15 protein-coding genes are annotated in these 12,927 nt (G+C 38.6%); 11 read left to right on the top strand and 4 right to left on the bottom strand.

What is annotated here, in order from left to right; genetic code table 11:
• Positions 1–2: 2 nt before the first annotated feature.
• From P4S71_RS03955 to P4S71_RS03940, 4 genes are all read left to right on the top strand, one after another.
• Positions 3–284 carry a hypothetical protein gene (locus P4S71_RS03955; protein WP_337150136.1) on the top strand — a complete coding sequence of 94 codons (282 nt, stop codon included), beginning with the start codon at positions 3–5 and terminating at the stop codon, positions 282–284.
• 69 nt (positions 285–353) lie between these two features.
• A complete protein-coding gene (locus P4S71_RS03950) occupies positions 354–545 on the top strand; it encodes a YwbE family protein (protein ID WP_007377588.1) in 192 nt (63 codons plus the stop codon).
• Complete coding sequence (locus P4S71_RS03945; protein ID WP_007377587.1) at positions 545–1,063, top strand: DUF4240 domain-containing protein; 519 nt, start codon at positions 545–547, stop codon at positions 1,061–1,063. The genes P4S71_RS03950 and P4S71_RS03945 overlap by 1 nt, the downstream gene beginning before the upstream one ends.
• Positions 1,064–1,504: 441 nt before the next feature.
• Positions 1,505–1,975, top strand: a complete 471-nt coding sequence (locus P4S71_RS03940) for a hypothetical protein (protein ID WP_149606767.1) — start codon at positions 1,505–1,507, stop codon at positions 1,973–1,975.
• A gap of 18 nt (positions 1,976–1,993) precedes the next feature.
• On the opposite strand, the gene P4S71_RS03935 is transcribed toward P4S71_RS03940, so the two are convergent.
• The 3 genes from P4S71_RS03935 to P4S71_RS03925 form a co-directional block, all read right to left on the bottom strand.
• Positions 1,994–3,253 carry a Y-family DNA polymerase gene (locus P4S71_RS03935; protein WP_008139018.1) on the bottom strand — a complete coding sequence of 420 codons (1,260 nt, stop codon included), beginning with the start codon at positions 3,251–3,253 and terminating at the stop codon, positions 1,994–1,996.
• A complete protein-coding gene (locus P4S71_RS03930; RefSeq protein WP_007377584.1) occupies positions 3,241–3,654 on the bottom strand; it encodes a S24 family peptidase in 414 nt (137 codons plus the stop codon). The genes P4S71_RS03935 and P4S71_RS03930 overlap by 13 nt, the downstream gene beginning before the upstream one ends.
• Positions 3,655–3,734: 80 nt before the next feature.
• Positions 3,735–4,154: a MarR family winged helix-turn-helix transcriptional regulator gene (locus P4S71_RS03925; RefSeq protein ID WP_337150135.1), complete on the bottom strand. Its 420-nt coding sequence runs from the start codon at positions 4,152–4,154 to the stop codon at positions 3,735–3,737.
• Positions 4,155–4,288: 134 nt separating this feature from the next.
• On the opposite strand from P4S71_RS03925, the gene P4S71_RS03920 reads away from it, so the two are divergent.
• The 3 genes from P4S71_RS03920 (at position 4,289) to P4S71_RS03910 (ending at position 7,483) form a co-directional block, all read left to right on the top strand.
• Positions 4,289–5,032: a siderophore-interacting protein gene (locus P4S71_RS03920; protein ID WP_337150134.1), complete on the top strand. Its 744-nt coding sequence runs from the start codon at positions 4,289–4,291 to the stop codon at positions 5,030–5,032.
• Between the two features lie 141 nt (positions 5,033–5,173).
• Complete coding sequence (locus tag P4S71_RS03915) at positions 5,174–6,163, top strand: LLM class flavin-dependent oxidoreductase (protein WP_337150133.1); 990 nt, start codon at positions 5,174–5,176, stop codon at positions 6,161–6,163.
• Positions 6,164–6,445: 282 nt separating this feature from the next.
• The gene (locus P4S71_RS03910; RefSeq protein WP_337150132.1) at positions 6,446–7,483 is read left to right on the top strand and encodes a patatin-like phospholipase family protein; all 1,038 of its coding nucleotides are present in this window, start codon (positions 6,446–6,448) and stop codon (positions 7,481–7,483) included.
• A 69-nt stretch (positions 7,484–7,552) separates the two neighbouring features.
• On the opposite strand, the gene P4S71_RS03905 is transcribed toward P4S71_RS03910, so the two are convergent.
• Positions 7,553–7,984 carry an Lrp/AsnC family transcriptional regulator gene (locus P4S71_RS03905; protein WP_007377579.1) on the bottom strand — a complete coding sequence of 144 codons (432 nt, stop codon included), beginning with the start codon at positions 7,982–7,984 and terminating at the stop codon, positions 7,553–7,555.
• Between the two features lie 172 nt (positions 7,985–8,156).
• On the opposite strand from P4S71_RS03905, the gene P4S71_RS03900 reads away from it, so the two are divergent.
• The 4 genes from P4S71_RS03900 (at position 8,157) to P4S71_RS03885 (ending at position 12,829) form a co-directional block, all read left to right on the top strand.
• On the top strand, positions 8,157–9,227 hold the full coding sequence (locus P4S71_RS03900; protein ID WP_337150131.1) for an ornithine cyclodeaminase: 1,071 nt from the start codon (positions 8,157–8,159) through the stop codon (positions 9,225–9,227).
• Complete coding sequence (gene ctlX, locus P4S71_RS03895; RefSeq protein ID WP_337150130.1) at positions 9,224–10,135, top strand: citrulline utilization hydrolase CtlX; 912 nt, start codon at positions 9,224–9,226, stop codon at positions 10,133–10,135. Before P4S71_RS03900 ends, ctlX begins: the two co-directional genes overlap by 4 nt.
• A gap of 121 nt (positions 10,136–10,256) precedes the next feature.
• On the top strand, positions 10,257–11,663 hold the full coding sequence (locus P4S71_RS03890; RefSeq protein ID WP_096794639.1) for an alanine/glycine:cation symporter family protein: 1,407 nt from the start codon (positions 10,257–10,259) through the stop codon (positions 11,661–11,663).
• A 128-nt stretch (positions 11,664–11,791) separates the two neighbouring features.
• Entirely contained in the window at positions 11,792–12,829 is a 1,038-nt protein-coding gene (locus P4S71_RS03885; RefSeq protein ID WP_337150129.1) for a patatin-like phospholipase family protein, read from the top strand.
• Positions 12,830–12,927 lie beyond the last annotated feature (98 nt).

The raw sequence follows: 12,927 nt of genomic DNA, 5'->3' as shown, positions 1-12,927 counted from the left end.
TTATGACTAAAACTCAAAAACAACGCGATAAGCAAATCCGCTCAGTATTGACTATTGCGTGTGAAACAATAAAAGAAACCGTATTTGGCTTTCACTATTTAACGCATTCAGTGGATTTAAATAACGAAACAAACACGTTAAAAGTGCAGTGCTTTTTTAATGATGATATAGCTCTTGAAAGTGCAACACCGCAGCTTGACGAATTAACAAATATAATACTCAAAGAGCTTACGAGTATTAAGTTGGACGCAAAACCAGCACATATCTTATTTTTCGCCAATTAATAGTGGTTTAGTTGGTTTGACAGCACAGTGATGTTTATAATTACATAAATTACTTTAAAGGTTTCAATTATGGCCGTTCCTACGCGTTCGCAAATTTCACCAGGCATAACAGTAAATATTGTATTAAAAGAAGATCAACGCAGCGGTACATTAACCGAAGGTGTTGTTGAGCGTCTTTTAACAAAATCACCTAATCACCCGCACGGTATTAAAGTACGTTTAGAAGATGGTCAAGTTGGCCGAGTAAAAGAGATTTTATAATGGCAGCGTTAACAGAACAGGCTTTTTGGGAATTAGTAACCACGCCTGATTTAGGGCTCGATCCGCAAAGTGTGAGCGATAACCTAAAAACTAAACTTAATGATTTAAGCGATCAACACCTTATTGATTTTGATAAGCACTTTGGCATACATATGCGCAAATGCTTTACCTGGGATTTGTTTGGCGCTGCCTTTGTGATGGCTGGGTGTAACGACGATTACGGTTTTAGCGAGTTTAGATGTTGGTTAATTTCTCGCGGTAAAACAGTATTTGAAAACGCCTTAGAAAATGCTGACTCGATAGCGCAGTGTACACCTGTTTATTACTTGAACGAGCAGCCTTATCCGTACATTGATGAGTATGATTTAATAGCCGGTTTATTATTTGAAGAACGCAGCGAAGACGAATTGCCGTTTATTCCATCAGGCAGCGATGAACCCAAAGGTAAACGTTTTAAAGACAAACCTAAGTTTTTAAAGCAAAGCTACCCTTTATTATTTGCAAAGTATTGGCAATAAAATAAACAGTAATTTTTGTACTACCTAAACAATTTAATGAGTCCAATGTCTCCTTACAAGTAAGCGCATTGATATAAATCGTTTTGTTGTTTAAGTACGTATTAACTAAAGTACTTAACAGCAAAATGGTTTGTAATGCAGTATCTAGGAGGAATCTTTGTTGATTTAAACGTATTTAATCTAGAGGGATTTAATCGCGGCACGAGGTGTGTAACCTAGTGAGCTCGGTAATTGCTTCTGCGTTACCTTACTGGCTTACACATGTAAGAATAAGTAATAGTCGAGCAAAGCTTCCGCTAGCTGCTCACGCCTTGGTTCCTGAATACGACTTCTCTCCTTTTATAGTAAATCTCTGTTATAGTTGTTAAAAGTTATAAAAGCTAAGTGATTAGGCATTTTGCTATTATTTAACACGCTGACTCACGAGGATACACCCACGAAATGAAATATTTAACACTCGCTTTATTAACTGTCGCTTTTACAAGTGCAAATGCTTTTTCTGAGCCGAGTAATAAAACACGATTTATACCGCTTTTAAAGTCAAAATTGGGAGCCTACGAAGTTGTGTCGGCTAATTCTGGATTATGTGTTAATAGTAATTTGAGTTTGACAGATGAAAGTGATGCAAGTGCGGGTTTTAAACTAGGTAAGCAAATTATATTTGGATCGCTCCACAATGGTACCCGAACCATTAAAAAACCAAACTTTTGTTTTATAACCAGCACACTTAAATATAAAAGTGATGGCCTTGAAAACGGTTTAAGAATGAGCCGTTGTGAAGATGCAATAAACGAAAAAACAATTAGCCAAAGCATCCAATTTTTAGCTGATAACACACTAAAGTACACATTGAGCAAACCCAGTGTAGAGTGCACATTTAAAAAAGCAGATGAAAGTAAACAAAGCATCTAGTAAGTAGTAAGTAGCAAATCATTCGCAGTATATTTTAGGGATATCGCGCCAACGCGTGGTGTACTGCGGCGACAAAAAATCACGGTTCATGTGCCACCGGTCATTTAATTTACTACTAGCTAAACTAAGCATTCCTTTCCCATACCGTGTATTTATAGCATCTAGGCAACTCATTAATTGTGGGTTGTCAGTACGTTGGTTAAACAAATCACTTTGTTGAAATTGCTGTGACGTAAGTTCTAAAGCGCCTACACCACACTTGTAAAACCTAACTGCAGGTTGGTATATTTGATCAAATACCTCAGATACAGCATTAGCCATCACGCAGGTATCGTTAGTGGGTGAGGGGAACTTATACACAAACGACTTTTTATAATATCTATTTTCGTGCGCGCCACTGGCTGCAAAAATATAAAGCTGGTGAGTGAGCGAACGTTGCGCTCTTAGTTTATTAGCCACTGTGGTTACATGGTTAATTAGCGCCGTTTTAAGGGCTGTTGGCTCACATATGCGCTCTCCAAAACTACGGGTCGAATAAATTTCCCGCTTGTCTTGTCGTACATCATCCCAGTTTAAACATGTTATCCCGTTAAGCTCGCTTACTGTACGTTCAACAACCACACTAAATGCACGGCGCATTGCTTTAGGGTTTTGCTGAGCAAGATCCCAGGCGGTGTGTATATTCATTATTTTAAGCTTTTTAGCTAGTCGCCGGCCTATTCCCCATACATCTTCGCAGCTCATTCTCTGTAAAATAGCTTGGCGAGTTTGTTCGCTATTTATGACTGCTACACCATTAAAACCACTGAGTTTTTTAGCGGCGTGGTTAGCGGCTTTTGCTAAAGTAGGGGTTGGGCCAAAACCTACACCTACAGGAAGCTTCGTTTCGCGCCACACTGTGCGCCTTATTGTATGGCCGTATTCGTGCCAGTCTTTAATTAATGATGTGTAGCCATTAAAGTGCAAAAACGATTCATCAATACTGTATATGTGTTGTGTATCGCAAAAGCGGCCAATAATATTCATCATCTTGTCGCTTAAATCAGCATAAAGCTCGTAATTGCTAGAACGAATAACAACGTTGTTTTGCTCAAGTAAATGCTTAACTTTAAAGTACGGGCCAAATTTAGGAATATTTAAGCGCCGAGCAATAGGGCAAATAGCGCATACACAGCCATCGTTATTAGTAAGTACAACCACGGGTTTGGATCGAATAGCAGGGTCGAATACTTTTTCGGCACTGGCATAAAATGACACAGCATCAACTAAGGCATACATTTTAGTAACTCTGGGCTTTGCCTGTGCATTCTTATCGATAGCGTTACTACGCCTTCGAGCTGAAACTCGTCTGCAGAGGTTAGTTGTACAGGCTTATGTAAAGAGGAAGCTGAAAGCAGCCGCGCATTGGTTTTATCAAGCAGTTTGCATACAAAAAGACCATTTAAGTTAGCAACAATAACGTCACCATTTTTTACCGGCTCTGCACGGTCGATAACTAATAAGTCACCTTCAAAAATTCCGACTTCTTGCATAGAGTTACCCGATGCAATACCAATAAACGTAGCATCTGGATGCTTTATTAAAAGCTCATCAAGGGTTACACCTAGCTCGGTGTATTGCGCTGCGGGTGATTCAAAACCACACACGCCTGCTTCTATATAAATGGGAATGACAAACATAACACAACCTAAAACGCATATACTGTATAAGTGTACAGTATATGCGTTTTGTGTAAGTTATGCCAAGAATGTATGGCTGATCAATCCATGTTTTTGATCATTTGTTGTGCGGTATCTAAAAAGTCTTTGATTTGTTGAGGGTTTAAGTTTTTACACATTTGATTATTTATTTTTTGCTCTGAGGCTAATAACTTATCAAAAAGAACTTTACCTTGCTCTGTGAGCGATAAAATAAAGCAGCGTTTATCATGCTCACTCGCCTGTTTATTAATTAAATTTAAGCTAATAAGATCTTTAATTAAACGTGCTATTTGCGCTTTATCGCGCTGCGTTTTAGTAACAATATCGTTAGCCGTACAGTTATTTACGTTCGCGATAATATGCATGCAGCGTACGTGCATAGCATTAATACCCAGTTCGCCTGCGTTAATTGCTTCACGAATTGTTACACGGTAATTTTGCATTAATTCAAACAGCGTATTTGATAAAGGTGTATTCATAGAACTCTCAATATAGTTGACAAAGTCAATTAACTTGTTATAGTTGATTTTATCAACCAATGGGGCGTTGTGCAATGCCTGCTTTTTATAGCAGGTTGGTATTAAAGTCTAAGTTTTGTAAAACGAGGTAATACATGAGTAAACAAGTTCGCAAAGCCAACGTATTAAGTACAGAGCAAATCACACCGCATTTACAGCGCATTGTTGTAGGCTCTGAAGATTTTAACGACTTAACCTCACAGTACATTGGTAACTATGTAAAAGTACTATTTCCAAAAGATGGTGAAGTAGATTTTAACTTAAAAACAGCCTGTATACGGTCATATACAATAAGGCATGTAGATGCACAAACAGGCTCGCTAACACTTGATTTTGTGATAAATATGCACCAAGGTCCGGCAACTGACTGGGCTAAAATTGCAAAAGTAGGCGACGAGTTAGGTATTGCAGGTCCTGGCCCTAAAAAGCTAGATAATTATGCGCATTCGCATTATGTATTGCTCGGCGATTTAACATCGGTAAATGCAATAAAAGGGTATGTGCAGCAATTACCTTTAATTTCAAAAATTGATGCCTTTGTACATGTACCCACCGAAAAAGATATTATTGATTTAGAAACAAGCCGCGATGTTAATTGGCTTGTTACCGACAACGCTGACGAGGCGCTACTTAGCGCGCTTCAAAATTTGCACATTACAGCAGAGCCTCCCATTGTATTTATGGCATTGGAAGCTGGGCTTGTTCGTAGGGCAAAAACATTGTTAACAGAGCAATTTAATATACCGCGCGGTAATATTGTTTCCTCAGGATATTGGAAAAAAGGCGTGGATTCAGAAGGCTATAAAATGCAGCGCCAACGTGATGCACAGCTTGCCTGAATACCTTAGAGCAAAATAACATATACCTATTTTGCTCTAATACCACTGCGTAACTTGAATTGACCTAATAGCAGACCCATTTAAGTGTTTTATGCTAATGATGTAATACATTGTTAGCATGCATTTTTAGGAGCTGCTATTTTGTTAAATTCCATTCCTTTTTCGTTATTAGAACTTGCCCCCATGATCAAAGGGGACAGCGTAACTAACACTCTTCATAAAAGTACTAAATACGCTCAACGTGCTGATGAGCTTGGCTTTAACCGTTTTTGGCTTGCTGAGCATCATAATATGCCAGGTATAATTTGTGCGGCCACTTCAATTTTGGTTGGCCATATTGCAGGTAATACCAAAAAGATACGCGTTGGATCGGGCGGTATTATGCTGCCAAACCACTCCCCATTAGTTGTTGCTGAACAATTTGGTACGTTAGAGAGCTTATATCCAGGGCGAATAGATTTAGGGTTAGGGCGTGCACCAGGTAGCGATCCTGTAACAAGTCGTGCACTAAATAACGATATGAGCCGCGCAGAAAACTTTCCAGGTGAAGTAACTGAGCTGCAAACATTGTTAGGTCCTTACAATGGTACACACCCTGTACGTGCTATACCGGGGGAGAACACAAACGTGCCTATTTGGCTATTAGGCTCGAGTTTATTTAGCGCGCAGTTAGCGGCGCAAAAAGGGTTACCGTATGTATTTGCAGGGCATTTTGCACCGCGTTTTGTGCACGAGGCAATAGCGCTGTATAAGCGTGAATTTAAAGCATCAAGCGTACTTGATAAGCCATACGTCATGCTTGCACTGCCTTTAGTGGCTGCAGATACCGACGATGAAGCGCAATATTTGTCGACTACTTCTAAGCAACGTGTGCTCGAACTTATACGCGGTAACGAGCTGTGGTTAAAACCACCCGTTGAAAGTATGGACGGGTTATGGAGCGAACAAGAACGCGCTCATGTAGAGAACTTTTTAAGCCTAAGCGTAGTAGGCGGACATGTAAGTATTAAACACAAGTTAGAGATGATAGCGAAACAGCTAGAAGTAGATGAGTTTATATTTACCAATGATGTATTCGATAGTGAAAAACGCCACCGTGCACTCGAAATTTTAATGGAAATAAAGCACTAATATATAGTTAGTTAAGCAAGCGTACATTCTGGGCTTGTTAACATACAGACATCATTAAAAGTTAAATTAGTTTACTCATTTTATTAACTTTAAGTGATGTCTGTATTTGTTATTTAAATATTCAAAGTAAATTTGATTGCTATTTTTAGTACATATTTTGCTTTATATACCGTTCTGTTTTTTCAATCGAACTGATTTAAACAATCAATTTTAAGATATCACTTTTGTTTTTTATAATGTAGCTATTAAACCAGACATCATAAAATTAAAGGCAGGTACACCGTGAACTCTCTAAACACCGCAACAGCTAATTCAGTTAACAAAACAGCGCAACCAAAAGTTGCACTGGTTGCTGAAGGTGGCGGGCAGCGAGGGATCTTCACAGCGGGCGTACTTGATGCGTGGTTAGAACAAAGCTATGACCCTTTTGATTTATTTATTGGCACTTCAGCGGGTTCGCAAAACTTAACTAGCTACTTAGCGCGTCAAAAAGGCTACGCTAAACGCCTGATCAGAGGGCTTTCGCGTAATAAGCGTTTTTTTCAGCTTGGTCGCGGATTAGTGGGTAAGCATATAGTTGATTTAGATTGGTACTTTGACAAAACCACTGAAGTAAACAGAGCTATAGATTTCAAAACAGCTAAAACTAGTTTAGGTGAGCGTGAACTACTTATAACAGCTACAAATGCACGAGACAGAAAAGCTTATTACTTATCGCCAACTGGTGATAGTGGTCAATGGCGTGATTTGTTAAAGGCTTCTAGCGCACTGCCGTTTTTATACAAACAAGGTGTAAAGCTAACACCTTGGTTAAACGCAAAAGCAGCGAATGAAACACATCTTGTTGAAGAACAAGCACAGAGCGATTTTTATCTAGACGGCGGTTTAGCCGCACCACTTCCCGTGCGTGAAGCTTACAACCGAGGTGCACGTAAAATTGTTGTAATAAGAACGGTTGACGCTAATTTTCAAGCGCAATCTGCATGGGTGCAAAAGCTAAGAACATTTGCTATTGCATCAGGTTATTGTCCAAAAACATTGGACTACTTAATACAGCACGAAAAAGCGTATTTAGATGAGCTTGAGTTTATTGCAAATCCACCAAGTGATGTGGAAATAATACAAATTTTTGCAGACGAAAAACTGCATAGCAAATTATTAGGTAGTTCAAATAACGATTTACGTTTTGATCATAAATTAGGCTTGGCTGCAGGTCGATCTTATTTAGCGCAGCAAAGCCAATTTGAGATCAGCAATACGCATAACTACTCACAAAGCGAGTATCGTTACAATGAAGCCAATCGGATACCCAAATCATGAATAATACTGGAACTTGAAGTTGCAGTATTATTCATTCAAAAATTTTTCAATTGAAATATTAAAAATAACTTAAGTTGATGAAAGCAATATGCTTGTTTCACTATTTAAAATACCGTCAATTTCGCGTACTTGCCTTAACACTCCATCAAACTCACTTAAGTTTGCAGCTTGAAGCTCTGCAACTAAATCCCATGCACCATTGGTGGTGTGTAATTTTATAAGCTCGGGTATTCCGCGCATTGTTTTAATTACTTGTGAGGTAGATTTACCAACGACTTCTATCATCATAATTGCGCGCACGGCTTCTGTTTCTATGTGTTCGTGAACGCGTACAGTAAACCCTAATATAGCGCCTGAGCTAACTAATCTGTCTAACCTATTTTGCACTGTCCCGCGTGATACATTTAAAGAACCGGCTAAAGCTGAAATAGAAGCGCGGCCGTCTTTTCGTAATTCTGCTATTAAAGCATTATCAAGAGAGTCATAAATATAGGGAGTCATAAATCAAACCTTTAAAAGAAGTTACTGACCAAAATACATAAATTGTACATAACTGCATAGCAAAATGATAAAAATCAGTACTATTTGTGTAATTAATTGCCATATTAAATAGCACGTAGCCTCGCTAAACTTGTTTTAAATTAACTAATACATTTATTCAAGAGGTTTCAACATGAGTCATTTTATAGCACAGCCAAAACAAGGCGTTCCATTTGTTAGCGTTCAGGCAATGGCTAAGCTTATAAATAGCTTAGGGGTCGAAAACGTTTTGCTAGATCTAACACATAAATTAGAAACCGACTTTGCCCGTTGGACAGAGTTTGATAAGTCACCTAGGTATGCAGCACACTCACCAGAGGGTGTAATAGAGCTAATGCCAGTGAGTGATGGCCAAATGTTCAGCTGTAAATATGTAAATGGTCACCCAAAAAACATCTTTAGAGAACTTCAAACAGTCGCTGCATTTGGTATTTTAGCCGATGTAGATAGTGGCTATCCGGTTATGATAAGCGAAATGTGTTTACTAACAGCACTACGTACAGCCGCAACTTCTGCAATGGTAGCTAAATATTTAGCACCTAAAAACTCGACAACCCTTACTTTAATAGGCAACGGTGCTCAATCAGAGTTTCAGGCACTCGCTTTTAAAGCGGTACTAGGTATTACGCATATTCGTTTATACGATATAGATAAAAGCGCCTCTAAAAAAGTATTTGCTAATTTAAGTGCATGCGGATTAAACGTGACTATTTGTAATAGTGTACAAGAGGCAGTAAAAGGTGCAGATATTATCACTACCTGTACTGCTGATAAAACTAACGCCACTATTTTAACAAATGACATGATCCCACAAGGTGTGCACATTAATGCCATAGGTGGTGATTGCCCAGGTAAAACAGAGTTAGATGCTAGATTGCTTGAGCGTGCTAATGTATTTGTTGAGTACGAGCCACAAACTCGAATAGAGGGCGAAATTCAACAAATGAGTCCAAGCTTTACAGTAACTGAGTTTCATAAAGTTATTAATAAGCAGTCGCTTGGGCGTACTAGCCAAGATGAATTAACCATTTTTGACGGCGTTGGCTTTGCGAGCGAAGACTTTACCGCACTGGTATTTATACGCGATGAGTTAATTAAAACGGGCGAGTTTGCTTTGCTTGATTTAATTACACAACAAGCGGACCCTCGTAATTTATTTTCAGTGCTTAGTGAACAACCATTAGTAAAAGAGCACGTGGCATGATCGAAGTAAACCAAGCCCCCAATGCTGTAGTGATGGTAAGGCCACACCACTTTACATCTAACCCCCACACAATGCTCGATAACGCATTTCAAAGTGAATGCTTAGCACAAAATCAAAGTGAACAAGCATTTAAAGAAGTGACTAATGCCGTACAAATATTAAAAAATGAAGGGGTAACAGTTCACCTTTTTGAAGATGAGCAAACACGCACTCCCGATTCAGTTTTTCCTAACAATTGGTTTTCAACTCATCAAAGTGGCCAATTAATAATCTATCCAATGTTTGTAGAAAACAGAAGGTTAGAATATCGAAAAGATATTATTGATTTTTTAACGGATCACTATAAAGTGTCTTCAGTGACTGATTATTCATTTTTATCGAAAGAAAATTCATTCCTTGAAGGCACTGGTTCACTGGTTATCGATCATCAAAATAAACTCGCTTACGCGGTAGAATCAAAAAGAACTACCAAGTCGGTGGTTAATACAATATGTGAGCAATTAAAACTATCACCCATAGTGTTTAACGCATATGACGAACAAGGAACTGCGGTTTATCACACTAATGTTTTAATGTGTATTGCTACAAAATTTGTAATGATCAGTTTAAATATGGTGCCAATTGAACAACGTGCACAGTTAGCTAAACATTTTTTAAAAAGCCATCATCAAGTGATCGATTTAACGCTTGAGCAAATTAATAACTTTTGTGGCAATGCTATTGAGCTACAAGGTAAAAATGGTCGTATTTTAGCCTTATCGCAAACTGCGTTTAATGCACTTAAACCGGCACAAATAACAGTTATACAAAAAACGGCTAAGCTTGTGCCATTACCAATACCGACTATTGAGTCGGCTGGTGGCTCAGTTAGGTGCATGATTGCAGGAGTTCATTTGCAAAATAAATAATGTATAGTTTTAAGGCAGCTTAGCTGCCTTATTTGCATTAAATTTTTAGTCGATGTCGTAAGCAAATGCCGTTATACCCAAAAAAGGGTATTAATATAAAAAATATAAGAAGGAATTAGCAATGTTCGATACCGTCGTCAAAAGCGTAAACAACCTTTTATGGGGAGAAGGGCAAGTACTTATTTATATACTCTTGTTTACGGGGGTATGGTTTTCAGTACGACTAAAAGCAATTCAAATACTTAAATTTAAACATATGTTTAGCCTTTTAAAAGGCAGTAGCAAATGTAAAAAAAACGACATTTCATCATTCCAAGCATTGTGTACAGGGCTTTGCGCACGAGTAGGTACTGGTAATTTAGCCGGTGTGGCGGTTGCAATTTCACTTGGCGGCAGCGGCGCTATATTTTGGATGTGGGTAATAGCCATATTGGGTATGGCTACAGGCTTTGCCGAAAGTGTACTTGGGCAAGTATATAAAGTGCGTGATAGTGGCGGCGAGTTTAGAGGCGGCCCTGCGTATTATATTCAACAAGGTTTGGGTAGCCGGGCGTTTGCCATTATGTTTGCCGCGTGTTTGTTTTTAGGTTACGGCTTTACGTTTAGCGCAATGCAAACTAACACAATTACCGACGCACTTAACTACGCGTTTGAAGTTCCTACATTTTATTCAGGCCTGGTTATTACCGTACTAGCAGGCTCAATTATACTCGGTGGCTTTAAAGCAATTGCCCGATTTGCAGAGCGTGTTGTGCCAATAATGGGCATTGTATTTGTACTTGCCGCCGTTATTATTACGATTATAAATTTTACGCAAGTACCCGCCATGCTTAAAGATATATTTTTATCAGCGTTTGGTTTACAAGAAGCAGGCGCCGGTGCAATGGGCGCTGCCATTAAAAACGGTATTCAACGTGGTTTATATTCTAATGAGGCCGGTGCAGGTAGTGTGCCGCATGCTTCAGCAAGTGCCAGCCCAATTCCTAATCACCCTGTAACGCAAGGTTACATACAAATGCTAGGCGTATTTTTCGATACAATCGTACTGTGTAGCTGTACCGCGGTGATCATTTTATTAGCCGATATAGACATAAGCGGTGAAATGGAAGGCATTCGTTTAACACAAAGCGCGATGACTGCTCATTTAGCACAAGGTGGTGTTTATTTTGTCGCAGCCGCTATTACCTTATTTGCTTTTACATCGGTGGTGGCAAACTACGCCTATGCAGAGAGCAACTTGCACTTATTTAAGCTCGACAACAAAGTAGGGCGCGGCATTTACACTTTGCTTTATTTATCAATGATGTTGTGGGGCGCATCGGCCACATTAAAAGAAGTCTGGGATTTAGCCGATATTGCCTTAGGGTTAATGACAGTGGTTAACGTTATCGCTATTATACTGTTAACGCCGACTATTTTGTCTGTCACGAGCGATTACCACGCACAAAGAGACAAAGGTTTAGAGCCCGAATTTAAAGTAAAAGATGTAAAAGTACAGGGCAAATGCGAAGACGGCATTTGGGACTAATTCAGCACACTTAACTATAAAAAGCGGTTTTATGGCAACATAAAATCGCTTTTTGTTTTGCATAAGTATTCACTTTCAGTATTGTGAAAATAACAGAAGCAACCAAAATAAAAGGTACACGTTTTTAGATGATCGAGATTCACGCAGGGAAAACAGCGGCTAAAATTATTAACGAACAGGGCTTTAAACCTGAACTTTTCACCTCATTTTTAGGCGCAAGTGGTGGGCCAAAGTGGTTTACATTATTTGGGTTGGATAAGTATATTTTTGGTGAATTTTTTAAAAACCGTACCCAACCACTTAATTTAATTGGGTCATCTGCTGGCGCTTTTCGCTCAGCGTGTTTTGCACAAAACGATCCCGTTGCTGCCATTGAGCGATTAGCAAAATCGTATTCGCAAACCCGATACTCTAGTAATAAACCAACACAAAATGAAATAACAATAAAAGCGCGCGCATTACTTGAAGATGTTTTTGGCGATAACGGCGTAACCGAAATTATAAATAACCCCGTATTTAAAGCACACTTTATAGTGGCAAAATCAAATGGCTTTATTGCCAGCGAAAATAAATTTATACAACTACTGGGTTTATCAAAAAGTTATATGCTAAACCGCGTTAACCGAAAATTATTAGGCTCGCAGTATGAGCGTTTTATATTTGGCCCAGCAACAAGTGACTTATCAATTACCGACAGCTACAATTTTAAAACGCAAAACATAGCGCTTACTCAAAATAATTTAAAAGACGCGTTACTTGCATCGGGTTCAATACCACTTGTTATGCAAGGCATAAAAAATATTGCAGGCTCGCCGCAAGGAATATATCGCGATGGCGGAATAATTGATTACCACTTTGACTTAAAAATTAATAACCCAGGCTTAATTTTATATCCGCATTTTAATTCAGAGCCAAAAGCAGGGTGGTTCGATAAAAATTTAAAACGCAAAGTATCACCACTTAATTACGATAACGTTGTGATGATTACTCCATCAAAAGAATTTGTAGCAAGCTTACCGTACGGAAAAATTCCAGATAGGAATGACTTTACCGATCTTGATGCAGATACACGTATTAAATATTGGAATACCGTTTTTAGTGAAACTGAGAAATTGGCTGAGACGTTTGACAAGAAATTAAATAACTTAAAGTTTGATATTAAATAGTATTGGTAATTTACACTGAATGAAAACTTTAGAATTATTGTTCTATAGCAAATTGAGGTGGATATGAACTATAAGCCCATAAATTACGGTCTGCTATT

The sequence above is a fragment of the Pseudoalteromonas sp. B62 genome, from assembly GCF_037162565.1.
In the GTDB taxonomy this organism is placed as follows: domain Bacteria; phylum Pseudomonadota; class Gammaproteobacteria; order Enterobacterales; family Alteromonadaceae; genus Pseudoalteromonas; species Pseudoalteromonas fuliginea.
The sequence above is the reverse complement of the archived record's forward strand: the minus strand, read 5'-3'. Positions and strand labels throughout refer to the sequence as shown.

Bases quoted from the DNA above. Each gene is read 5' to 3' on its own strand.
- ctlX (WP_337150130.1), top strand. From the start codon at position 9,224: ATGATCGAAGTAAACCAAGCCCCCAATGCTGTAGTGATGGTAAGGCCA.
- P4S71_RS03905 (WP_007377579.1), bottom strand. From the start codon at position 7,984: ATGACTCCCTATATTTATGACTCTCTTGATAATGCTTTAATAGCAGAA.
- P4S71_RS03925 (WP_337150135.1), bottom strand. From the start codon at position 4,154: ATGAATACACCTTTATCAAATACGCTGTTTGAATTAATGCAAAATTAC.
- P4S71_RS03920 (WP_337150134.1), top strand. From the start codon at position 4,289: ATGAGTAAACAAGTTCGCAAAGCCAACGTATTAAGTACAGAGCAAATC.
- P4S71_RS03940 (WP_149606767.1), top strand. From the start codon at position 1,505: ATGAAATATTTAACACTCGCTTTATTAACTGTCGCTTTTACAAGTGCA.
- P4S71_RS03935 (WP_008139018.1), bottom strand. From the start codon at position 3,253: ATGTATGCCTTAGTTGATGCTGTGTCATTTTATGCCAGTGCCGAAAAA.
- P4S71_RS03945 (WP_007377587.1), top strand. From the start codon at position 545: ATGGCAGCGTTAACAGAACAGGCTTTTTGGGAATTAGTAACCACGCCT.
- P4S71_RS03950 (WP_007377588.1), top strand. From the start codon at position 354: ATGGCCGTTCCTACGCGTTCGCAAATTTCACCAGGCATAACAGTAAAT.
- P4S71_RS03890 (WP_096794639.1), top strand. From the start codon at position 10,257: ATGTTCGATACCGTCGTCAAAAGCGTAAACAACCTTTTATGGGGAGAA.
- P4S71_RS03930 (WP_007377584.1), bottom strand. From the start codon at position 3,654: ATGTTTGTCATTCCCATTTATATAGAAGCAGGCGTGTGTGGTTTTGAA.
- P4S71_RS03955 (WP_337150136.1), top strand. From the start codon at position 3: ATGACTAAAACTCAAAAACAACGCGATAAGCAAATCCGCTCAGTATTG.
- P4S71_RS03900 (WP_337150131.1), top strand. From the start codon at position 8,157: ATGAGTCATTTTATAGCACAGCCAAAACAAGGCGTTCCATTTGTTAGC.
- P4S71_RS03885 (WP_337150129.1), top strand. From the start codon at position 11,792: ATGATCGAGATTCACGCAGGGAAAACAGCGGCTAAAATTATTAACGAA.